At 42.7% G+C, this 21,618-nt stretch carries 20 protein-coding genes; 8 read left to right on the top strand and 12 right to left on the bottom strand.

The window, feature by feature from the left end; genetic code table 11:
* Positions 1 to 22: 22 nt before the first annotated feature.
* Positions 23 to 1,138, bottom strand: coding sequence for an RNA-guided endonuclease TnpB family protein (locus ACZ5A8_RS19370; protein WP_464530933.1), 1,116 nt, complete (start codon positions 1,136 to 1,138; stop codon positions 23 to 25).
* A gap of 257 nt (positions 1,139 to 1,395) precedes the next feature.
* Between ACZ5A8_RS19370 and ACZ5A8_RS19365 the strand changes: the two genes are divergently transcribed.
* Positions 1,396 to 2,166 (top strand): class I SAM-dependent methyltransferase, encoded by a 771-nt coding sequence (locus tag ACZ5A8_RS19365; protein ID WP_464530996.1) that lies wholly within the window; start codon positions 1,396 to 1,398, stop codon positions 2,164 to 2,166.
* A 96-nt stretch (positions 2,167 to 2,262) separates the two neighbouring features.
* Here the strand turns inward: ACZ5A8_RS19365 and ACZ5A8_RS19360 are convergent, their stop codons facing one another.
* The 11 genes from ACZ5A8_RS19360 to ACZ5A8_RS19310 all read right to left on the bottom strand — a co-directional run bounded on the left by ACZ5A8_RS19360 (position 2,263) and on the right by ACZ5A8_RS19310 (position 11,997).
* Positions 2,263 to 2,520: a pro-sigmaK processing inhibitor BofA family protein gene (locus ACZ5A8_RS19360; protein ID WP_464530994.1), complete on the bottom strand. Its 258-nt coding sequence runs from the start codon at positions 2,518 to 2,520 to the stop codon at positions 2,263 to 2,265.
* A 150-nt stretch (positions 2,521 to 2,670) separates the two neighbouring features.
* Positions 2,671 to 3,120: a nucleoside 2-deoxyribosyltransferase gene (locus ACZ5A8_RS19355; protein ID WP_464530992.1), complete on the bottom strand. Its 450-nt coding sequence runs from the start codon at positions 3,118 to 3,120 to the stop codon at positions 2,671 to 2,673.
* Positions 3,121 to 3,212: 92 nt separating this feature from the next.
* On the bottom strand, positions 3,213 to 5,807 hold the full coding sequence (locus ACZ5A8_RS19350; RefSeq protein ID WP_464530990.1) for a U32 family peptidase: 2,595 nt from the start codon (positions 5,805 to 5,807) through the stop codon (positions 3,213 to 3,215).
* Positions 5,808 to 5,990: 183 nt separating this feature from the next.
* Entirely contained in the window at positions 5,991 to 6,392 is a 402-nt protein-coding gene (locus tag ACZ5A8_RS19345; RefSeq protein WP_229390814.1) for a hypothetical protein, read from the bottom strand.
* Between the two features lie 313 nt (positions 6,393 to 6,705).
* On the bottom strand, positions 6,706 to 6,993 hold the full coding sequence (locus ACZ5A8_RS19340; RefSeq protein ID WP_464530988.1) for a MazG nucleotide pyrophosphohydrolase domain-containing protein: 288 nt from the start codon (positions 6,991 to 6,993) through the stop codon (positions 6,706 to 6,708).
* Positions 6,994 to 7,141: 148 nt separating this feature from the next.
* Positions 7,142 to 7,963: an imidazole glycerol phosphate synthase subunit HisF gene (gene hisF, locus ACZ5A8_RS19335; protein ID WP_464530987.1), complete on the bottom strand. Its 822-nt coding sequence runs from the start codon at positions 7,961 to 7,963 to the stop codon at positions 7,142 to 7,144.
* A gap of 660 nt (positions 7,964 to 8,623) precedes the next feature.
* Complete coding sequence (locus ACZ5A8_RS19330; RefSeq protein ID WP_229390811.1) at positions 8,624 to 9,088, bottom strand: bifunctional nuclease family protein; 465 nt, start codon at positions 9,086 to 9,088, stop codon at positions 8,624 to 8,626.
* Between the two features lie 113 nt (positions 9,089 to 9,201).
* A complete protein-coding gene (locus ACZ5A8_RS19325) occupies positions 9,202 to 9,918 on the bottom strand; it encodes a protein-L-isoaspartate O-methyltransferase (RefSeq protein WP_464534212.1) in 717 nt (238 codons plus the stop codon).
* A 148-nt stretch (positions 9,919 to 10,066) separates the two neighbouring features.
* Entirely contained in the window at positions 10,067 to 10,822 is a 756-nt protein-coding gene (locus ACZ5A8_RS19320; protein WP_464530985.1) for a protein-L-isoaspartate O-methyltransferase, read from the bottom strand.
* Positions 10,761 to 11,399, bottom strand: a complete 639-nt coding sequence (locus ACZ5A8_RS19315) for an HVO_0476 family zinc finger protein (protein ID WP_229390809.1) — start codon at positions 11,397 to 11,399, stop codon at positions 10,761 to 10,763. Before ACZ5A8_RS19315 ends, ACZ5A8_RS19320 begins: the two co-directional genes overlap by 62 nt.
* A 421-nt stretch (positions 11,400 to 11,820) precedes the next feature.
* On the bottom strand, positions 11,821 to 11,997 hold the full coding sequence (locus tag ACZ5A8_RS19310; RefSeq protein WP_464530983.1) for a hypothetical protein: 177 nt from the start codon (positions 11,995 to 11,997) through the stop codon (positions 11,821 to 11,823).
* A 474-nt stretch (positions 11,998 to 12,471) separates the two neighbouring features.
* Between ACZ5A8_RS19310 and ACZ5A8_RS19305 the strand changes: the two genes are divergently transcribed.
* The 7 genes from ACZ5A8_RS19305 (at position 12,472) to ACZ5A8_RS19275 (ending at position 21,334) form a co-directional block, all read left to right on the top strand.
* On the top strand, positions 12,472 to 13,185 hold the full coding sequence (locus ACZ5A8_RS19305) for a winged helix-turn-helix domain-containing protein/riboflavin kinase (RefSeq protein WP_464534210.1): 714 nt from the start codon (positions 12,472 to 12,474) through the stop codon (positions 13,183 to 13,185).
* The gene (gene ribB / locus ACZ5A8_RS19300) at positions 13,182 to 13,925 is read left to right on the top strand and encodes a 3,4-dihydroxy-2-butanone-4-phosphate synthase (protein WP_229390807.1); all 744 of its coding nucleotides are present in this window, start codon (positions 13,182 to 13,184) and stop codon (positions 13,923 to 13,925) included. The genes ACZ5A8_RS19305 and ribB overlap by 4 nt, the downstream gene beginning before the upstream one ends.
* 507 nt (positions 13,926 to 14,432) lie before the next feature.
* Entirely contained in the window at positions 14,433 to 15,323 is an 891-nt protein-coding gene (locus ACZ5A8_RS19295; RefSeq protein WP_464530982.1) for a cation diffusion facilitator family transporter, read from the top strand.
* 5 nt (positions 15,324 to 15,328) lie between these two features.
* Positions 15,329 to 16,426 carry a chorismate synthase gene (aroC, locus tag ACZ5A8_RS19290; protein WP_464530981.1) on the top strand — a complete coding sequence of 366 codons (1,098 nt, stop codon included), beginning with the start codon at positions 15,329 to 15,331 and terminating at the stop codon, positions 16,424 to 16,426.
* A gap of 729 nt (positions 16,427 to 17,155) precedes the next feature.
* Positions 17,156 to 18,325: a hypothetical protein gene (locus tag ACZ5A8_RS19285; protein ID WP_464530979.1), complete on the top strand. Its 1,170-nt coding sequence runs from the start codon at positions 17,156 to 17,158 to the stop codon at positions 18,323 to 18,325.
* Positions 18,326 to 18,434: 109 nt separating this feature from the next.
* Positions 18,435 to 20,714 carry a DUF3160 domain-containing protein gene (locus ACZ5A8_RS19280; protein ID WP_464530978.1) on the top strand — a complete coding sequence of 760 codons (2,280 nt, stop codon included), beginning with the start codon at positions 18,435 to 18,437 and terminating at the stop codon, positions 20,712 to 20,714.
* Between the two features lie 212 nt (positions 20,715 to 20,926).
* Positions 20,927 to 21,334, top strand: coding sequence for a hypothetical protein (locus ACZ5A8_RS19275; RefSeq protein WP_464530977.1), 408 nt, complete (start codon positions 20,927 to 20,929; stop codon positions 21,332 to 21,334).
* Positions 21,335 to 21,618 lie beyond the last annotated feature (284 nt).

The following is a 21,618-nucleotide window of genomic DNA, read 5'->3' as shown; positions in this document are numbered from 1 at the left end:
CCTAAAGCTCTGGCCTAATGGCTCAAGCTTTTGAGGAAGGTGCTTCCTGCTTCATTCTCCAGAGCAACCTCTGCGAGTCCACAGGCTCTACCTCTTGTCCCAGGAGTGCAAATTTTTTGATGTTAATAGCGGCATTAATGTCTCGATCGTGGTTAGTTCCGCAATCGGGACACTGCCACTCTCTTATTTCTTCAGTTAGATCTTGATATTTGTATCCACAAACGTTACAGGTCTTTGATGAAGGTTCCCATTGCCCTATCTTCAATATAGTTTTTCCTAACCATTCTGCTTTATACTGTAATTTCAGGACAAAACTATACCAACCTGCATCTCCGGTTGATTGAGCACGATTGTGGTTTTTCATCATTCCCTTGATATTCAATGTCTCAATAGCTATCGCTTGGTTGTTGCTTATGAGCTTTTTTGAGACATTGTGTTGGAAGTCATGTCTTTGAGTTGAGATTAGTTCGTGCAGTTTAGCAAGCTTATATACTGCCTTTCTTCTGTTTTTAGAACCGATTACTTTTCCCGAAACTCTCCTCTGCAAACACTTCAGCCTTTCAAGAGAATTCTTCAGGAATTTAGGATTATCAATTTTCTCTCCTGTTGATAGTGCAGCAAATGTTTTGAGTCCTACGTCTACTCCGATGAGAGTAGCATGAGAAAAAGGTTCGGGTTCTGGTAGTTCTATTCCATCATCCGTTAAGACGCTTATATAGTATTTTCCAGTAGGAGTTCTCGATACTGTTAATGTTTTCATCTTTCCTTGAAAAATGTCTCTGTGCATCTTAACTTTTATCCAACCGAATTTAGGCAACTTAATTTCTAACTTTTCTACATTAAGATCATAATGTTGTGGAAGCTGGAAAGAAAAATGATGATCCTTTTTGCTTTTTCTTTGAGGATAACCGAATCCGAAATTGAAAAAGTTTGTGAAAGCTTTATTTAGATTTCGGCTTGCTTGCTGAAGTGCCCCGGCGTTAATCTCTTTTAGCCAGGGATATATTTCTTTTAGAACTAACAAGTGATTATTAAGATCAAATTCAGAAATACTTATTCTACACTTTCTATATAATGTAGATTTAATATTTAGAAGTTTGTTATAGACGAACCGAGTACTACCGAAGTGTTTTTCCATAAGAACTTTTTGTTCTTTGTTAGGGTAAATCCTGTATCGGTTTCCTCGTTTCATTGGCATTATATATGTTTTGAAACTATGTTAAGATTAACAGATTTACTATCGATATAATATCTGGAAGTTGACGGCTTCCATCCCACATCTGTTCGATCCGGTAAACCGGATCTCCTGAGGAGGGGGTCTTCTCGCCTTACGAGATAAATAAAGTCAGATGGGTATGAAAAAAGAAAGGTAAACGTGGAAAAAGACAGGCAAATATGGAAATAGATGATGCAGAGATCATAAAAGATATGGGTATTACGGACACAGAGATGACCGGCACGGTAGATACAAAGGATACAGATGAACCAAATAATACAGATGAACCGGTGAAAAAGCCTGCAGGCTCTTCAAAAGAGCACTTCCTTGCATGGGATAAGGAATATGTCCACCTAAAATGGGGGGGCCCAGCATCTATCCGGAGTCTGCAGGCTTATCTTGCGCCAGAAGTGAGAGTCCTGGATGCAGGTTCGGGGAATGGAAGGTACCTTGGAGAGCTTTCGAGGCATTATACTGCGGTCGGGGCTGATATTTCCTTAACCGCTCTCGGAAGTTCCCGTACGCAGCTTGCAAGAAGCGGCAGGTTTGCAGAACATCTTGGAGCAAGTGTGCATGCTCTTCCTTTCAAATCCGGCTCATTTGACGGAATTCTCTGTTATGGTGTACTCCAACATCTTTTTAAAGGAGAGCGGCAAGCTGCTGTCAGGGAATTCTTGCGCCTTCTCTGCTGTGAAGGTTTCGTTTTTTTCGAGGCGTTCGGCTGTGAGGATATGCGCTGTGGAGGAGAGCCTTCAAGCCCATTTGAAGAAAAAACTTTTGTCCGTCAAAACGGGATAATTTACCATTATTTTACCGAAGAAGAGGTAAAGGAACTTTTCTGCGGGTTTGAAGTCCTTGAACTGGAAAATGTAATAAAAGAGAAAACTTTTAGAGGGAAATCTTATCAACGGCATATGGTCAGGGGAGTTTTCCGGAAACTTCGAACTTAACTCATACTTTCTCTGAATCTTTCTACTCATCTGTTTTTTGCCGTTCCAGACCCTCTATACAACTTTAAAAACAACCTGAATACTTTATTTTTATTTTCATATAAAAGCTAGCTTAAGGTAATTAAGCACAATTATTACAAGGGCTCCGAAGATACCTCCTATTGCGCAGACCAGGACTGCTACCCAGGTGATTGCGATTTCAAGTCCTAGCAAAAATTTTGCTACTATCAGGGCTAAGATCCCAAGCACTGCATTTATTGCAAGGCTGGTGGCAGTCTTGAGCATTTTGTACAGCACAAACGCTACTACAGCTGCCAGGATCAATACTGAGATTTCGGGAACTCCGACTACCATAGATTATACATAGTGTTCAAATTATTTATATTTATCACTGAGTTTTCTGAACCAGTTATGGCTTTTTGGGAATTTGTGCCAGACATACTTGAAAAGGCTACTGATCTTTTTTATTTGAGAGAGGTACACTATTTTACGGCATTTTTTCCTTCATAGAGCCCGGACAAATTTTATAATAATTTCATTAAGTACTGACTCGTTTGAATAAGCTCGTATATCCAGCGAAGGGTAAGGGTTCCCAAGCACCATTGCAGAGACTACAGCATCGGGCCTATGCAGGCAGAGCACAGGAATTTTCCGGTCAAGCGCCCTGCATATTTCATAGCCCACGCCCGTAGATGGTACTGTCACCTCTGCAATCAGAGCATCGCTTTTTGCAAGCAGCCCCATATCTCTATCATAAATGTCCTGTTCAGTCATTTTTGATTCGTTTTCTTCCAGATCGGGATCTGCAACATGCCAGCTAAGTACTTCTGCTCCTGCTTCCTCGAGGGCAGCGTACATAAACCGGTATGTCTCAAGAAGCTGTCTTCCTCCCCTGATCGAGCCTGACAGGAAAATTTTCGGGCTCTGCCGTTCTGCAACTTTCTTTTTTTCCATTATCCTACCACCCTTTTTATCTGCTATACCACACAGCTTTTTTGTCTGTTTTTCGGATTGTTTTTGTTTGTTTTTTATCTGTTTCAGTCCTCTTATTGCACGCCTCTGAAGTAATGTCCTGTGGTAAAACCTTTTCCGATATCCTCACATTTTTCCTTTGCCCTATCTCCGGTCTCACTAAATGCATCAATTGCTTTCCTGTATTTTCCTGTAATTCTCCTGATTTCTTCTGCATTATCCATTCCGAGAGTCTCAATTCTCAGGCTTGAGATTCCACTTTCTATAAATGCAGGGATATATTCAAGCATGCAGAGGGATCTTGAGTTCAGGAGATGGGTTCTGCACTGATAGTCCATGAGCAAGGGAAATTCGTAATTCTTCTCATCTACTAGCGTAAAATCTCCTGAGGTGCAGGGAGCACTGCAATGATTTCCTTCTTTCCCGAGCAGCCCGTCTGGGAGGCAGTGTTCGGATTCCATCAGTTCGAGACGGCCGTGGACAACACACTCTGCAGGTCCGTGAGGAGCCACTTCTTTGAGCTCTTCAAGCGTCAATTCTGGAGAAATCACAGCCATTTCTGCTCCTTTCTGCAAGAGAAGGGCAAAGGTATGACCGTTATAGATATTCAGGGGACTGTCTGCAATAAACGGGATCTTTTTTTCTTTTGCGAGGTTAAATGTACCCAGGTTTGAAACAAGGACACCGTCAGCTCCTAACTTTAAGACATTGGAAAGGGTTTCATCAACCTGCTTCATCTCGGAATCCTTCGCTATTTTAGGAGTATTGAAATAGATTTTTCTGCCTGCAGATTTGGCTTTCAGAACAGCACTTTCAAATCTGGAATCAAGGCATCTAAAGGAGGATTCCTCCACTTCGGAGTTTTTCTCTTTTCCTGTTGTTTGTGGCCTTCTAAAAAGCCCCTCTCCGAAGTAAACGCAGTCTGCTCCGCCTGCAAGAGCCCCTTCAAGCCCTTCGAGGGAATAAACGGAAACTGAGAGCAAAGGCTTTCCCGGAAGTTTTTGGGATTTTAATTCCTTTATTTCCTCTATTTCCTCTGTCTCCGTTGTTCCCTCTGTTTCCTTTGCCTTTCTTTCTCCAGGTGCAAGGAGCTGCAGATTTTCGAGAGGTTTCCGCTTCCACTTTGATACGCGCAGGTTTTCAAGCTGTAAAACCGCTTTCGTCCTCAGATCGTTCAGCTTCCCTACTGGAATAAAAATATCCTTATCCATATTCACATTAAGTTCTGATGCCTCAAAAATCGTATTTCCAAGTTTTGTAAGCTGTTTTTCTACCTGGGCTTTTGAGGTTGGCAGTTTCTCAGCCTTCTCGACCAGATATTCGGATTCAACTGTCACTGTATTTGAATCGCTGTCCTTTATCTCGAGCCTGGCAGGTTTTCCCGGGGAAAGGGTTACCGTGAGAGATAACGGAATCCTGGGCCTCAAAGATCCGGATTCGCTTTCTTTTTTAAGGGAATCCATAAGCTTCTTGTCATGGGTCCTGTAAACCATGCTTCCTGATGGCGCCCTCGAATCAAAGGGGATCTCTATGACTTCTCCTTTTCCTGCACTGTATACAGGGCCCTTTTCAGAATACATTGAGGATATTATTTTTCCTTTGTCTTCAGGCCTTGTCTCGGCATTTTCGACCATTATACCGTCTCCCAGTCGAAGGGAGTTCGAAAGTTTTACACGGATGCGTTCCGTACGCCTGTCATAGCTAATAACCGTGCCTGCAGGAATGCCGCGGTTATGTGGATTTTCCCGACTCATAAGTTTTCCGCGCGGGTTTCCAAAAAAATATCCTGAGGTAAAGCCGCGGTTAAAAAGCTGGGTAAGGGTTTCCTGCTCGTCTTCAGAAACCGAATAATCGGCAGGGTTTTTCAGATAACTGTCAATCAGGCGGCTGTAGATCCTGACAACACCTGCAACATATTCCGGCCTTTTCATCCTACCCTCTATTTTGAAGGACTCTATCCCGGCTTCTATAAGGGCTCCGAGGCCTGAGGTCGTGTTAAGGTCCTTAGGGCTTAAAAGATAACTGCCGGCTGTTTTTATCTGCTTTCCTGCACAGTACAGCCTGTACTTTTTGCGGCACGGCTGGGCACAGTATCCCCTGTTTCCGCTTCTTCCCCCTATAAGGCTGCTCAGGAGGCACTGCCCTGAATAGGAAATGCAGAGGGCTCCGTGTACGAAAACCTCTATCTCCACATCATTTTTTTCTTTTATCTTTCTTATGTCTTCAAGCGAAACTTCCCTTGAGAGCACAACCCTTTCGATTCCCAGCTCTTTTACAAACCCGATTCCTTCGCTATTGTGCAAAGTCATCTGTGTACTTGCGTGCAGGGGAAGGTCAGGCAGGTATTTTTGGGAAAGGGAAATAAGCCCAATGTCCTGAATGATAATCGCATCTGTCCCCATTTCTCTCAGACGGGAAAGCAATATAAGAGCACTTTCCATTTCACTTTCTTTGAGGAGGGTGTTTACAGTTACGTATATTTTCACGCCCCTTAGATGGGCATAATCAATGACTTTTTCAAGTTCTTCCTCTGAAAAATTGGATGCATATCCCCGGGCGCTAAAAGCCCTGGCTCCGAGATACACAGCATCGGCTCCGTTTTCTACGGCTGCCATAAGGGCTTCCATGCCGCCGGCTGGAGCCAGCAGTTCAGGTTTTGCAGGCTTCATCAGATGGGATTACAGAGTATGCTCTTAATTAATCTTTGGCATCCTTTCCTGCTGGAAGATTTAAGGTACTGAAATTAAAATTGGGAAGATAAAAAATGAAAAGGAAAAATAATAAAAGGAAAAAATAATAACAGGTGTAGATTAAAGAATTACCGGACAAGTCCGATATAACGTTTTTTCGAGTTATGCCTTTGGTCCTATTATCCAGGTCACAATCCTATCGCTCTTCTTATCTTTTGAGGTTTCGCAAAGTATTTTTCCATCGTGCATATGGGATTCACAGGAATAGCTGACTTTATCTTGCTTTCCAATGTACTTGAAGTGTATCTTGAAGAACCCTTCTGAGCACCCTATCCCGTATTTAATCCAGCCTTCGATATCCGCCCCACCCTCACAACTTCCTTCGCATGCAATGAGTTCAAAGATCTCTTCCTCATAAGATCCGACTTTTTCCGGAGCAAGGTGGCCTTTTTTGTATTTTCCCTTCTCAATTTTCTGAGCCTGAAGCACAAAGTTCTCACCGGTGTTGTTCAGGATCTTCAACTGCAACCCTTCAAGAGTTTCGATAGTTTCTGTTTCTGACATCTTCGATTACCCCGATAAATAAACAATCCAGATAAATTCCGAACAAGAGATTGCCTCTAATAAATAAAAAAGTATCTCAAAATATCTGAAAGTGAGCCTCTACCTGATAGAATACGTAACAGTTGAAATAATAGAGGCGCCGGATAAACTAAAGTTCTTAAAAATATATTTCCTGGATAATCAGGGACCTTGAAAGATTATAGTCATAGGAATTATCGGATTATTGCTCTTGACTGCAAGGTTCCAATTATCAGGATCTTCTGCTTGAACAAAATAAATGCTTGAAAATACCCCACTCTGCATTTATGCGTACTCAGTCAATGCAGACGCAGGGCTTTTGCCTGCAAGTAGGGCAGACACCGGGATACTTTTTAAGGAAGGCTTCTTCAAGATCGACTCCATAGAGGTTGGCAAGAGCCCCTATCCAGGCAAAGCAGTCCGCAAGTTCCTCCTCTATATTTTCAGGTTCTTCTCTGCGAATAGCTTCGGCAAGTTCTCCTACTTCCTCAACCAACCAGAGCATCGTAGCCTTTCCACCTCTCCTTTTGTCGTTATGGGCGTAGAGTTCATACATAAGCTTCTGAAACTCAGAAATTTCCATATTCTCTCTCCTGTTTCCTGCCTCTATTCTGTTAAAGCGAACCGACAACCTGAATAAAGTATCCTCTGAATAAAGTATCCTCTGAATAAAGTATCCTCTGAATAAAGTATCCTGCCGGATAAGTGTCCTGCTGTTTTTTTCTCCGAATTCAGAGCCTTACAGGGATTTCCCTCTCTTTCAAGTATTCTTTTACTTGATGTATTGAATATTCGCTGAAGTGGAATATGCTTGCTGCAAGGGCGGCATCTGCTTTTCCTTTTGAAAAACCTTCATAGATGTGCTGTGGGTTTCCAACTCCGCCAGAGGCGATGATTGGTACATCCAGCTCTTCAGAGAGCTTTCTTGTAATGGGGAGATCGTAGCCTGCACAGGTTCCATCTCTGTCCATACTTGTAAGCAGGATTTCTCCCGAGCCCAGTTCTTCTGCTCTTTTTGCCCACTGCACGGCATCAATCCCTGTAGCTTCCCTGCCTCCATAAATTACCACTTCATACCAGGCAGGGGTCCCGTCTTCCAGCTCCAGAACAGTTTTTCCGGGATTGTTCTTTATATCTGTATTTCGCCTGCAGTCAATAGCAGTAACAATACATTGGGCTCCAAATATGTCAGAAGACTCTTTGATAAAATCAGGGTTCTTTACTGCTGAAGTGTTGACCGAAACTTTATCCGCGCCTGCCCTGAGGATCTGGCGGATAGCATCAATCGAACCGATCCCGCCTCCCACTGTAAGAGGGATAAAGACCTCATCTGCAGTCCTTTCAATCACATCGATCATGGTTTCCCTGCCGTGAGCTGAAGCTGTGATGTCCAGGAAAACAAGTTCGTCTGCGCCGTCTTCATTATAGCGCTTGGCGAGCTCCACAGGGTCTCCGGCCTCTTTCAGGTCCACAAACTCCACGCCCTTGACAACACAGCCGCCTGCCCTGTCAAGGGTCACATCAAGGCATGGTATGATTCTTTTGGTGAGCATCTAAGGGATAATGAAGTTAACTGTTATTAAAAGCTTATTGAAATTGAACGGAAGAAGAGATTTCGTATTTCTCTTTCGCGCCGCTCGGGCTTGGGCCGACCTGCCAGCCAGATAAAAAGCGATCCAAAGGACGGCACCGTAATTAAAAGACGGATACTGGAGGAATATCTTCCGAACCAGGAGAATATTTTCCTTTACCCCGGAAACCGTTTTTAATTCAGGTAAACATCAGCACCTCCACCAGCTTGTCTGAAGAATCGAAAAAAGAAGAAAAACAGATTTGAAAGAGAGATTAGACCTAAATTTATGCCGATTTGATATGTTAAATTATCGTTCTTACACAAAAGTCCTCAGCAGTTTTTACTTTCCTGCTTTTATTTTCTTTATTCTCTTTATTTTCTTCTTTTTTTACCTTGGGGAAAGATCACTTTCCTGCGTCGAGCGTGATAGGAACAACACATGGTAGTGAATAATTGCACGTGTAAAAATATCTATAATTTAGTCCCTCTGAGCGAAGAGAAAAGTAACGTTACTCATCCATAAGTTAATCTTCTTGAACGAAACGAAGTGGGGCGAAAAGGACGGCGGGCTGTTGCACGTGCAGTGCAACTCCTAGAAAATCTCCGATTTCCTGCGATCCCGAAGCGAAACTCGGGAGATCTAACCGAAAATATTCATCACACGTGCGCCTTCAAGTCTGGACATCTCTATTTCGGAACATTCAAGCACTTTTTTTCTAATCCTTATTGGAGCTCCCACCCTGAGGGCGAGGGCAATGCAGTCGCTTGGTCTTGCATCGAACTGCATTATGTTATTGTCCTTTCTTACCAGGAGACGTGCATAATAAACCTTGTCCACCTTATCATCGATCATTACGCCCTCTACCTTTATTTCCAGGCGGTCGAAAATATTGACCATGAGGTCGTGGGCCATCGGGCGAGGAGGAGATATATTCTTAAGCACGTTTCCTATTGAAAGAGCCTCCAGATGTCCAATATATATGGGAAGCATCTCGCCTTTCAAATTCTCTAGAAGTACAACAGGGGTAGGGTCACTGAAAACATCGACTATATAGACATCCTTGACATGAATCTCTTCAAAATCCTCGTAGTTATCGATGTCCATATCCAGTAGTTAATTTCACATATATTAATACCTTATTTAATTCTTTAAAGATTATTAAAAGAGATGCTTATAGCCTTGCTTCAGACTTTTTCTAATATCAAATTTTTGCATTCTCAATTTTTTGGAAAGCCATGTTTACCGAGCATAGGCACGAAGATAACTTCACCTTTTCTTTTTTTATGTATATTGCCATTGCTGTCTTTTTTAACCCTTATAAGTTCCTGAGAATAGTTCCCTACAGGAATCACCATTATGCCCCCGGGCTTCAACTGTTCCAGCAGAGTCTCAGGGATAGATGGAGCTGCACACGTTACAGCTATCCTGTCATAAGGCGCATACCTGGGATAACCCATTAATCCATTCTTAAGTAATACTGTAACATTATCGTACCCTGTACCCTCCAGGTTCTTCCTTGCGAAATTTACAAGAGGTTCTATACGTTCCACGGTGTATACATGTCCGGTTTTTCCTACGAGCTCTGCCATCACTGCAGCATTATATCCGGAGCCTGCCCCAATTTCCAGGACTTTATGTCCTTCGGAAAGCTCCAGGATTTTACACATAATAGCAACCATATGAGGGGCAGATATTGTTTGCCCGTAGCCGATTTCCAGAGGTCTGTCCGTATAAGCTGCTCTTTGCTCATACTCCGGAACGAACCTGTGCCTGGGAACACGGAGCATAGCCTTGAGCACTTTTTCTTCCAATACGATATCCTTAAGCCTTTCTACAAGGAGTTTGCGAAGCTTTTCGAATTCTTTTTCTTCTTTTTTTCTTCTCTTGCTGTCCCTACCATAGTCCTTTTCAGAAATCGTATTGACCAGAACCATCCCCTTCTTTCTGGCAAAGATTCGTTTCACATATTTTGTAAGCACAATGTCGCCTTTTCTGGACCTCAGTACCCCACCCTAACTTTTATTTTATTAATTAAAAGGCATGTATTCCAATTTTTTCTGTCTGAACCATATCCTCGGTTTTTTAGAATCCGAATTTGCCTCTCAACGGTACGAAAACAACCCCGCCTCTTGTCTCTTTGTGTACATTGCCTTCGTTATCTTTTTTAATCCGTATAAGATCCTGAACATAATTCCCAACAGGAATTACCATTATCCCTCCGGGTTTCAACTGCTCAAGTAGAGGTTTGGGTATATCGGGAGCTGCGCATGTCACAGCTACCCTGTCGTAAGGGGCATATCCGGAATAGCCAATGGACCCGTCTTCGAGCAGTACGGTAACATTTTCGTAGCCTGCTTTATTCAGGTTTTCCCTTGCAAAATTAACAAGTGATTCTATTCGTTCAATAGTGTATACATGCCCACTCTTCCCTACAAGTTCCCCCATTACAGCTGCGTTATATCCCGATCCTGTCCCTATCTCCAGGACTTTATGTCCTTCCGAAAGTTCGAGGAGATCACACATGATGGCAACCATATGAGGGGCAGAAATAGTTTGTCCGAAACCGATATCCAGAGGCGTATCAATGTAAGCCCCCTTTTTCGCGTATTCAGGTACAAACATATGCCTTGGGACCCTGAGCATGGCTTTGAGGACTCTTTCGCTCGTTCCCTGGATCTCAAGCCCTCTTATGAGACGCTCGCGCATCTCTTCGAGTTTATGCAGTTCTTCCTTGTCTTCCTGTTTTTTTCTTCCCTTTTTTTCGATGTGGCTTTCTTTACCACGGTCCTCTTCTGATCCCACCCTGTATTGACCCTTCTCTTCTTCCCTTTCTGGCAAATATACGTTTTACATATTTTGCAAATACAACATCGCCTTTTCTTGACCTGAACAGTCCATCCCTTACCTTTATTTTGGTGATGAAAAGCCTGGTGTTTCCAACTTTCTCCTCTGCTCCCACTACAAACTCATAGTCTCCGGGAACACGTTTTTCTATTACTTCCGTTTTGTCAGTACCTTCCTGTGCGGAAAATTTTACAGTTACTTCATCAATTGCCCTGCCCCACACTGTTTCTATTCCTTCTGCCTTGCCTGCATTGACACGTTTTCCCCCTGCTTCAATGGAGGTGATCAGGATAGGGCATACCATTCCCGTTTCCTCGTCATCAACGACGAGCTCGTCATCCACATGAAGGACGGTCTCGGAGTCCAGATCGGTTTTGAAGGTATTTGAGACGTCCATCTTGCTAACAATGACCCTCAAGCTGACGTTTTTCGGGGTTTTCATCTTTGCAGGGTGCACCTGGCCGCACTTCATACAGCGGACAAGCGGGCTCTGTCCTTCTTTCAGAACTTCGTGCGCAACTTCCTCCCGCGGGGAACAGGAAGGGCACTCAATATCAATTTCTCTTGTCATGGTCTAATCAGTACATGGATTCAAGATACTAAATACTTAACTTCTCCGGTGACGTCTTCGCCTGCCATATCTTTACTTTCAGAATAAGTCCGGACAAAAAAGCCCCATTTAAAATAAATTCGAGATAAAAATAAAAGGCTCAGAAAAGAGTAAAAAAGCAAATGGTTCCTGCGATTGAGCCCGGAATCTGGACACTGTTATCCTACTATCATCCATTTATCATCCATTATCCTGGAAATCAACCATCTCCGGTTTTATGGTTAGTAGACTGAATTTAAGTTTTTCCAGCCCGGCTAATGATTTGTTTTTTTACTATATCCAGCAGACCCAAGATTCATTTGGCGTACGGGAAAGAAGGCGCTATACACCATTTACCGGTGTTTTGGACAACACCAACTAATTTTTTTTGTGGGCCTGCAAATCATGTTTCCTGAACTGCTTTGAAACCTTTTGAAGAAGCAGAAACTTCAATTGCGGGTTTCATATTCTCTGGGGATACAGGGTGTTTTTGTCTCATTTTCCTTTTCTTTCCGAAGGTGATTTCTTCAAGAGGCCTTGCCCGGATTGTATCAAGTTCCTCAGCAAAAGCAGAAGACACGCGTCTGACTCCTGCCTGCAGCAAGGTTATAATAAATGGATTTTCTTCACTGGTTTTTCGCGTATCCAGAACTATCTCCTCGTTTTCGTAAAGAAGCTCTCCTGTGTCCAGTTTTTCCCATTGGGTGAAAGGGTATTCTATCCTGTTTACAAAAACCCTTACGCTTATTTTGTTCGGGATTTTTATTCCTGAGACAACATAGACAAGCCCTCACTCAAGACAGTGCACTATAGGACTTTTCTCAAATTTTACCAGTTCATGCAAGACTTCTTCCTCAGGCGAACATGAGGGGCATTCGATATTGATATGCTGTGTTATGGCAGGTCCGTTTTCTAATTCTCTTTATTCTACTTAATTGTTTGGTAAAACCTTTTATAATATTATTAGGAAAACTTCTTCCGTTCTCCTCTGTCCCCGCCCGATATCAAAAGTTTTATTATAATGAAATGCGTAGTCTTACATCTCAATTATGAGATGCGTCTCAAAATTAAGGCAATACAGGTGCCGACAGTGCCGGACATTGAATATCTGAAGAAACTTGCCCTTATAGGGGCAGTGAATAAAACTGTTAAGGTCTCTTCTAGTGAGTTTCACAAGCATACGGGGGACAGCTCTAAAACCGCAGCACGAAAGCTAAAACAGCTTGAGGAAGAGCGGTTAATCGAAAGAAAGATAGTTCCCGGTGGCCAGTTGATAAAAATGACAGAAAAAGGGATTGAAATCCTAAAGAACGAATACGTTGAATACAGCAGGATCTTTTCCTCAGAACCCGATACTCTGGAACTCGAAGGAAATGTGCTTAAAGGCCTTGGCGAAGGTCAGTACTATATAAACATTCCAGGATACCGGAAACAATTTGAAGAAAAACTGCACTTTGTACCTTTCCCGGGTACACTGAATGTGCAGCTTTCGGAAAGTAGCTCGGCTCTTAGAAACCGGCTTCGAGAAATGCCTGCTGTCCGGATAGACGGTTTCAATGACGGGGAACGCACCTTCGGAGGCGGGAACTGTTATCCTATCAGAGTAGGGGGTATAGAAGCTGCTGTGATCGTCCCTGACAGGACACATTACCCCTTGGATTTAATTGAGATTATTGCACCGCTAAAACTCAGGGATGCCCTGAAATTGAAAGATGGAGATAGAATTGTGACACGGGTAAAAAAACAGGGTATGGAGGGACAGGAATGAGCGAGAGCATGGTATATGAATGCCTGAAGTATGGTAATGAGAACATCAACAGGGCACTGGAAGCCCTGCGTGCCGGAAAAATGATCCAGATCTATGACTCTGACTCCAGGGAAGGAGAAACAGATCTTGTGATCCCTGCAAAGGTTGTTACTTACACGGATGTTAAGTGGATGCGAAAAGATGCAGGCGGGCTTATCTGCGTGGCAGTAGATCCTGTGGCGTCAAAACAGCTCAGGCTGCCTTTTATGGCAGACCTTGTCCGGGAGGCCAGCAAAACCAGTGAGTCTCTCGGAGAAGTTGTTGAAAAGGACGGGGATCTTAAGTACGATTCACACTCATCTTTTTCCCTCTGGGTCAACCACAGGGATACAAGAACAGGCATCCCTGACCTTGAAAGAGCCCTTACAATCAGGAAAATCGGGGAAATCACGGAAAACTCCCTTTCCGGAAACGGAGTCCGTTTTGGAAACGAATTCAGGACTCCTGGTCATGTAGCTCTCCTCAGGGCTGCCGAAGGACTTCTCGAAGAGCGCATGGGCCAGACAGAGCTTTCAGTCGCACTTGCCCGCATGGCAGGAATCACCCCTGCAATGGTTGTCTGTGAAATGCTGGACGATGAGAGCGGGAAGGCCCTCTCAAAAGAAATGTCAAAAGAGTACGGCGAAGAACACGGGCTTATCTTTCTCGAAGGGCAGGAAATAGTTGAAGCCTACATGATCTGGACAGGCTCAGAGTGCTGAAATCCATCTTTCCTTTTTATTTCTCTTTTTGTCTTTTCTTTTTTGCTTTTGATTTCTTTTTCATTTTTCTTTTTCTTTTTCATTTTTCTTTTTCTTTTTCATTTTTCTTTTTCTTTTTCATTTTTCTTTTTCTTTTTCATTTTTCTTTTTCTTTTTCATTTTTCTTTTTCTCTTATTTGAACGCTGGCGGTCCATAGTTAGCTGGTTGATATTACTATAGGGCAGCCTGAATGGCATATTTCAACCTTTTTTTGTAAACGTCGAGCGCGGCTTGGCAGGTCGGCTTCAATCAAAATACGGATCCATTTTCAACCGCACTGGAAAAATAGAGTGACAAAGTATTACTTCTTGACCTTGGATAATCTGCATGTTAAAGACAGCAGAATATTATAATATCAAACAACGCAAGTTAGTATACAATAATAGCATTATTCTGACTTACATAGCCTTTGATTTTTTCATTTTCTGTCCTGATATTTCGCAGGTTGCAGTTAGGAGTGTCGTCCGGTGATACACAGGTTTAAAAAAGTCCAGCGAGTCCTTGTCCTTGTACTTTTCCTGAATCTCGCCGTAGCTTTTGCTAAAATCATTTACGGCACTTTTACCAATACCCTCAGTATGACCGCGGACGGCTACCACTCCTTATTTGACGGGGTCTCGAACATTGTGGGGCTTGTGGGAAGTTTTATTGCAGCGCGCCCTCCAGACAAAGAACACCCTTACGGCCATCAGAAGTATGAAACCGTAGCCTCTATTTTTATTGCCTTACTTCTACTTTATGTAGGTTTTGAGATTTTCCGGCATGCACTTGACCGTTTTCTTATCCGGAGCGTGCCTGAAGTTACAGCTATCAGTTTCCTCGTAATCCTGGGCACGATGTGCATTAACTATCTGGTCACTCACTATGAATACAGGCAGGGCATATCCCTGAGAAGCCAGGTTCTTATTGCAGACTCTCTGCACACGAAAAGCGATATTTATGTCTCTCTTTCGGTAATAGTAAGCCTGGTTGCTATAAAACTGGGTTTTCCTCTTCTGGACCCTTTAATCGCTCTTCTCATATCTTTTATTATCTTCAGAGCCGGGTTCAGGATTATGAAGGAGAATTCAAAGATTCTGCTCGATATGTCCCGGCTTGAAGAAGAGGAGATCTGCAACCTTGTTATAGGAGTTGAAGGAGTAATCGGCTGCCATAAGATCCGGACGCGCGGCGGCATGGGCGATATTCGGATAGATATGCACGTGCTTGTGCAGCCTGACTTGCCTCTTGAAGAAGCACACCTTATCGCTCACAGGGTAAGCAAAATGCTGAAGGCTGAATATAAAGACGTTACTGATGTGGTTGTGCACCTCGAGCCCGCCTTACCCCAAGGATCAAATAGCAAAAAAACCAGTTAAGATGCATGGCTGGAAACGTTTTCGGGCAGATGTTTCGTATCACGACATGGGGCGAGTCTCACGGCAGGGCTGTAGGTGTTGTTGTCGACGGATTGCCTGCAGGACTTCCTTTTTCTGAAGCCGATATCCAGAAAGAACTGGACAGGCGGCGCCCCGGACAGAGTGAAGTCTCCACACCTAGAAATGAAGCTGACAGGGTGGAGATACTTTCCGGAATTTTCGAAGGCATGAGTACAGGCACTCCCATTTCCATGCTGGTCTGGAATTCGGATGCCAAATCTTCTTCTTATGATGCCATTAAAAATAATCCCCGCCCCGGACACGCTGATTTTACGTACATGATCCGCTATGGAATAAGAGACCACCGCGGAGGAGGGAGATCCTCTGCGAGGGAGACAATAGGCAGGGTTGCAGGTGGAGCCCTGGCAAAGCTTTTGCTTTCTCACTCCGGAGTCCGGATAGCAGGGCATGTCCTGGAACTTGGCGGAATCCGGGCAAAACCTCTCTCTTTTGAAGAAATCCTTGAAAATGTTGAAAAAACCCCTGTTCGCTGCGCAGACACTGAAGCTGCAAAGAAAATGCTTGAAAAGGTTGCAAACCTGCGGCAGGAAGGGGACAGTGTCGGCGGAATTGTCGAGGTTATTGTGAAAGGCGCGCCTGCAGGCCTCGGAGAACCCGTATTTGACAGACTTGATGCAGACCTTGCAAAAGCTCTTATGAGTATCCCGGCAGTCAAAGGCTTTGAAATCGGAGCAGGGTTTGAGGCTGCCCGCATGCGCGGAAGTGAAATGAATGATTCCTTCCGCATTGAAGAAGGAGAAGTAACCTGTCCGAGCAATAATGCAGGCGGGGTCCTTGGAGGAATTTCAACAGGCCTGGATATTGTTTGCCGTGCAGCAGTAAAACCCACCCCTTCCATAGGGAAACTCCAGCAAACTGTCGACCTTATAACCCATGAAAATGCTGAAATCTCAATTAAAGGAAGGCATGACCCGACGATTCCCCCGCGTATGGTGCCGGTTGCCGAAGCCATGGTTGCCCTTGTGCTTGCAGACCATATGCTCAGGAGCGGCTTTATCAATCCCAGAACCCTGCTGAAATAAAGGAAATACAGCGAGTGCGGCTTCTCTCCCTGGAATCCATCCCAATCATAAATACTGCCGCCGCAAATCACTTTTTTTTAATTCTATTAAAGAGCGATCAGGTATGTAATCATCCGAATCCAGATGAACTGGCTTGAATTTCGATGTAGATACTTGTAGAGTGATAAGGTTCGTTTTTTTATATTGTGGAAAACAACTGTGGCAACTGTAGCCTTATAAGTTTTCTGTCCAGGGTATCAAACAATCAAAGGTCAGAGAATAATTGTATACTCCAAAAGAGTATGAAAGAATGTCAGTTTGATGATCTGGCTAGAAAACTTATATAGAGTCTATTCAAAGTCAATTATGGAGTTCAAATATACTTTCCAGACTCGCCTGAACTCCACGCTTCCGGGGCATGATTATGCCAGTTTTGAGGGTTCTTAGGCTTGCATAGTCCTGTCTCTGGAGTAAGAAAGATCAAAGGCGTGATAACAAAGAATAAACTTGGAATCGAGACGCTAATTTCGGCAATATTGCTAAAATATATTTGTGCCGTTTTTCGGGTGCTGAAATACTAACTGAAAAACAACCGTTATGGTAGTTACGAAGCCATGGATGATTACTGAAGCAGAGGGATTACCGGTGGAGGAAATTTTGTAAATTTGAATGGTCGCTATTTGAATAGTTGCTAGTCGTGCCTTTTTTCACTTTATAACATTACAATTTTTGAGGAATCTTGGTGATAATATGAGTAGAAAGCCAGTAAAGCTACTTATCTTTTTTTTGATTTTAGTCCTGCTTTCAGGAACCGTACTTGCAGATAGTTTCCATTTGCCTGACAAGAATGAAATTATAGAGAAAACGATTGGCTGGTCAGAGATACCCGTATATGATGTGCCATACTATGCCTGGCATAATAATCCGGAGGAAACAATCTCTCTGCTCTCAAAATTAAATGAAGAATCCCTTAAAAACTGTACAAATCCTGAAAGTCCTGTATATGACCCCAATGTACTAAAAGCGTATGGAAGTGTTCCGGCAGTTAAAAACGCTTCCCAGCTGTCTGAATTCAGTTCAACCCTGCAGGTTATAAGAGACAGTTCTATCCGTGATGTAAAGCCTTATCTTTATCCTGATGGCCCGATAGTTAACTACGGTGTCGGTCCTATGCCCGGGTACTTTTTGATCAAACTCTATGACTATGGAGGTAACAAAACTGTCTATTCCGAAACCGAGTTAAATGAAATCTACAGGGTTGTGGAAAAGAATGCAATTAAAGCTGGGGTTGATGAAATCCCGGTCATATTCTGTCTCTGGGATAAGACAGCAATGTTTTATTTTCCTGAAAATAAACCTCGATTCAACAAAGACGTTGTCCAGTTAGTAGATGTTGAATTCCCGACGTGTTTTTACTATATATCCAATTCGTCATCTTTACAAATTATAAAAAACGGTTCTCTCAATGAAATACAACCTTATCTCTATCCAGAAGGACCTATAATTAAATACGGTTCCGAAACTATGGAGCAAACTTTTTTGATAGAACTCTATTATCAAGAAAACGAAACAGTTTATTCCCTGAGCGAACTTGACGAAATCTGCAACATCGTGAAAGGATATGCGGATAAAGCCGGTCTTGGGGGCGTCTCGGTTCTGTTTTACAACCAGGAAGGTACAGTACGTTTTGATAATTATTATAACGAAACATATTTCCTGCCCAGTGGTCCGACATCAGGGAGTAATGGCAGAATAGAGAATTCTACATTAAACAGCTCTACTGAATTAAACAATACGGAAAGTACGACATTTCCAGTAGGACATACTATTTTTCCAATAGAAGATATTCATCATGTCGCAGCGATTGGGTTATGCGCAACATTATTGGTAATTTTTGGAATTATAATAGTAAAAAATTAAACCTTACATTCTCCGGTTGCCGTATACCTTAAATTTCTCAGTTCTTAAATTTTCTAATTTTTTATGAATTTACCTGCTAAAACCAAAATCAAAATGTGAGGGATTTGACTTGAAAATAAAGGCATTGATAGTAATCTGCTTGCTGGCAGTATCACTAATACCTGGATCAGGCTGTATTGATAGCAGCAGCGAACCAGTAAAAGAAGCTAAACTTGATGAAGTAACAGACAATCAGGACAGTTCACTCAATGCTACAGTAGAAATAGCTCCTGTAGAGAATTACTTCGAAAAGAGCAAAGATACCCTCGAACCTGAAAGACAAAGCTCTTTTTCCAAATATTATAGTAAAGAAAATCTACGGTTTGAAGCAAATGTTTCCCCTTATTCTTTACCTCTACAGGCCTCCGAAATTGCAAATTATGACAATTTCACCCAAAAAGTTCCCCTTACGAACGCAAGCAAGGATTTATTGTACAAAAATGGGTTTGTTGTGATTGAAAATGGAACTACTGAAAACCTATATACAGCAGGGCAGATACTGGTAAATTATACTTACAGGGATCTGAAAACAGCTGATGTTCCTATCTTCATTACATCCGATTCTCTTCTTCACCTTTACCATATCCAGTTTGATGAGACCTTGAAGCAGGTAGAGGAAAAGGAATTTTACGACGATCTCTGGAATCTTGACAAAGCTCTCCTTGAAGCCTCCATAGAAGATTATGACAGCGCCTCAGGGCAAGAAAAGGAAGCCGCAAGAAGAAATGTTGCATACTTTGCAGTGGCTTTGCGACTTCTTGAACCGGAACCTGATCAGATAGGGCAATCACGGGAAGATTTGGGGAAAATCATACTCTTTGATTCTCAGGAAGCAAAACAATACAGTGTCGAAGTCCCCTCTTTTGTAAAGACCGATGTAGATGCTGAACTACGTTTAATAGAAGCTCAGGAAGGAGGAATATCTCCAATTTTCAAGTACGGGGAAGATTACTCTCAGTACACTCCGAGGGGGCATTACACTCGATCAGAGAAACTTAAGAACTATTTTAAGGCCATGATGTGGCACGGCAGAATGAGCATGCTGCTCCAAATGGACCTGGTTTCTGCAGAAGCCCCGGAAAAGGAAGCACAAATTCAGACTATTCAGGCCTTTTTAATTTCCGACCATTTTGACAGGGATAAAGAGCTCCGGGCCAAATGGGACATAATTTATGAGGTGACGGCTTTTTACGTCGGTTATTCCGACGACCTCGGGCCTTATGAATATGCAAAAGCCCTGGATTCCGTCTTTGGGGATAAGAGATACGGAGTGAGTTTCGATAACGAAAGCCTGGCAGAACTGGAAACAGAGCTGGAAAGATATGAAAGTCCGAAAATCTACGGCGGAACAGGGGAAATAATTCCTGCAGGCTCTGAAACTGAAAGCAAAATCCTTGATGCCACAAAAGGTTTCAGGTTCATGGGTCAACGCTACACTCCTGACTCGTATATCCTCCAGCAGCTCAACCCTCCCGCCCTGAATATCATGGATCTTCTCGGCTCTGAAAGAGCCAAAGAACACCTGAAAAACCTGAACATTTCCGAAAATGAAGAATACAGAGAGCGTCACCTATCTCTGGAAAATGAATTTGGAGCTTTTGATGAAGAGGATTGGAATAAAAACCTTTATTGGGCACAGTTATACGCTCTAAAGCCTCTCCTTGTAAGCTATCCAGAGGGTTATCCTACCTTTATGCAGACCGAAGCCTGGGAAGATAAACAGCTTAACACGGCCCTTGCTTCCTGGACCGAGCTCAGACACGATACTATCCTCTATGCAAAGCAGACCTACTTCATGGGTGCTCCCCATATTCCGGAAGAAAAGCCTGTTCAGGGATATGTTGAGCCAGTACCTGAGTTCTATGCCAGAATGCTTGCCCTTACAAAAATGGCGCATAGCGGGCTGGCTGAAATGGAAGTTCTCGATGAACAATCAGATAGAGATTTTATAACTCTTGAAAATACCCTTGAAAAGGTGCTGAAAATCTCAATTAAAGAGCTTGAAAACAAAGAGCTGACAGATGAAGAGTATGAGTTCATCAGAAATTTCGGCCAGAACATATCTCCAATGCTTGAAAACGTGGATATAAAGTCCCAGAGCTCCATTCTGGTTGCGGATGTTTACACCTCTCCTGCTGGAGTGCTGGAAGAAGGGACCGGAAAACTGGACCTTCTAATTGTAGCCTACAAACAGCCTGATGGCAGGATCGTGCTAGGGGCAGGCCCTGTAATGAGTTATTACGAATTCTGGCAGCCCTCGGGGGAACGGTTAACGGATGAAGAATGGAGAGAAATGCTGACAAATGATCCTCCTGAAAGGCCGGAATGGGTTGAGTCTTTTAAGGTGTAAAAGATGCTATACTGGATAGCTTATCTTTTTCATCCATTTTTTTCTTGTTAAGAATACGCGTTGATAATACAAACAAAGCGAGGAATCTCTCCTGAAGTATGCAATTATGAAGCATAATTTTCAGAAGGAACGCCTTCGCACATATACCGAACAAAAATTGTTATTTTGCTACTTTACAAAGGAGTGATAAGGTGAATCTATTTAATAAAATAATGGCAGTAGTTTTAATTTTCTTTTTCTTTATGATGTTTCTTATTATAGCACCATTGGCGTTCACGACGATAGAACCACTTTATACAATCAAGAATTATGATGAACACCCACATAATGCAACTGTCAGAATTACTGGATATAATGGAGAGTATTTTGAAGAAACAGATTATCAGCTCAATTCAGGACAAACTGTAAGTGTAGAAAAACCAAAAAAGCTTTTACTAAAATGGTCAAACCCATTTAAAGATGGGTATTTGTATTACGCATCTGGGGATTATCATTACCATATTGTATCTGAAAATATGTCAGCAATCTATTATTCAACTCCACACCTTACAAACACTGTAATCTTTGAACTAATCAATGAAAGTGGAGAATTCAACGTGTCCATTACAGAAATTACGTAAAAGCAGGAAAAATAAAGAATAAAGATGGGGATAGACTTCAATTAAAAACTATTTTAAAGTAACTTTTCCTGTTTTCTTGCAGGCTATTTCTTTGCAAACTTTTTAGTAACTCCGAGGCTGACCTCCCCACCTATGCTTAGGTTCTTGCCAGTAATCTCGCTTTCCGGGGGCGCTGTCTAGGAAATTCTGTCCTGCTAGAGTTCGAATTATTGGGCTGGTGTAAGCTCTCCAAGCTTCTGATTAATTTTCGTGATAAATCGGATTAAAGGGCGGTAAAATACAAA

This window comes from Methanosarcina subterranea (genome assembly GCF_055385895.1).
Note: the sequence above shows the minus strand (reverse complement) of the source record. Positions and strands in the feature narration are given on the sequence as shown.

What these genes read in the sequence shown, in the direction of transcription:
- ACZ5A8_RS19370 (WP_464530933.1), bottom strand. Translation starts at nt 1,138, where the DNA reads ATGGAAAAACACTTCGGTAGTACTCGGTTCGTCTATAACAAACTTCTA.
- ACZ5A8_RS19365 (WP_464530996.1), top strand. Translation starts at nt 1,396, where the DNA reads ATGGAAATAGATGATGCAGAGATCATAAAAGATATGGGTATTACGGAC.
- ACZ5A8_RS19360 (WP_464530994.1), bottom strand. Translation starts at nt 2,520, where the DNA reads ATGGTAGTCGGAGTTCCCGAAATCTCAGTATTGATCCTGGCAGCTGTA.
- ACZ5A8_RS19355 (WP_464530992.1), bottom strand. Translation starts at nt 3,120, where the DNA reads ATGGAAAAAAAGAAAGTTGCAGAACGGCAGAGCCCGAAAATTTTCCTG.
- ACZ5A8_RS19350 (WP_464530990.1), bottom strand. Translation starts at nt 5,807, where the DNA reads ATGAAGCCTGCAAAACCTGAACTGCTGGCTCCAGCCGGCGGCATGGAA.
- ACZ5A8_RS19345 (WP_229390814.1), bottom strand. Translation starts at nt 6,392, where the DNA reads ATGTCAGAAACAGAAACTATCGAAACTCTTGAAGGGTTGCAGTTGAAG.
- ACZ5A8_RS19340 (WP_464530988.1), bottom strand. Translation starts at nt 6,993, where the DNA reads ATGGAAATTTCTGAGTTTCAGAAGCTTATGTATGAACTCTACGCCCAT.
- hisF (WP_464530987.1), bottom strand. Translation starts at nt 7,963, where the DNA reads ATGCTCACCAAAAGAATCATACCATGCCTTGATGTGACCCTTGACAGG.
- ACZ5A8_RS19330 (WP_229390811.1), bottom strand. Translation starts at nt 9,088, where the DNA reads ATGGACATCGATAACTACGAGGATTTTGAAGAGATTCATGTCAAGGAT.
- ACZ5A8_RS19325 (WP_464534212.1), bottom strand. Translation starts at nt 9,918, where the DNA reads ATGGTTCTGGTCAATACGATTTCTGAAAAGGACTATGGTAGGGACAGC.
- ACZ5A8_RS19315 (WP_229390809.1), bottom strand. Translation starts at nt 11,399, where the DNA reads ATGACAAGAGAAATTGATATTGAGTGCCCTTCCTGTTCCCCGCGGGAG.
- ACZ5A8_RS19305 (WP_464534210.1), top strand. Translation starts at nt 12,472, where the DNA reads ATGCGTCTCAAAATTAAGGCAATACAGGTGCCGACAGTGCCGGACATT.
- ribB (WP_229390807.1), top strand. Translation starts at nt 13,182, where the DNA reads ATGAGCGAGAGCATGGTATATGAATGCCTGAAGTATGGTAATGAGAAC.
- aroC (WP_464530981.1), top strand. Translation starts at nt 15,329, where the DNA reads ATGGCTGGAAACGTTTTCGGGCAGATGTTTCGTATCACGACATGGGGC.
- ACZ5A8_RS19285 (WP_464530979.1), top strand. Translation starts at nt 17,156, where the DNA reads ATGAGTAGAAAGCCAGTAAAGCTACTTATCTTTTTTTTGATTTTAGTC.
- ACZ5A8_RS19275 (WP_464530977.1), top strand. Translation starts at nt 20,927, where the DNA reads ATGGCAGTAGTTTTAATTTTCTTTTTCTTTATGATGTTTCTTATTATA.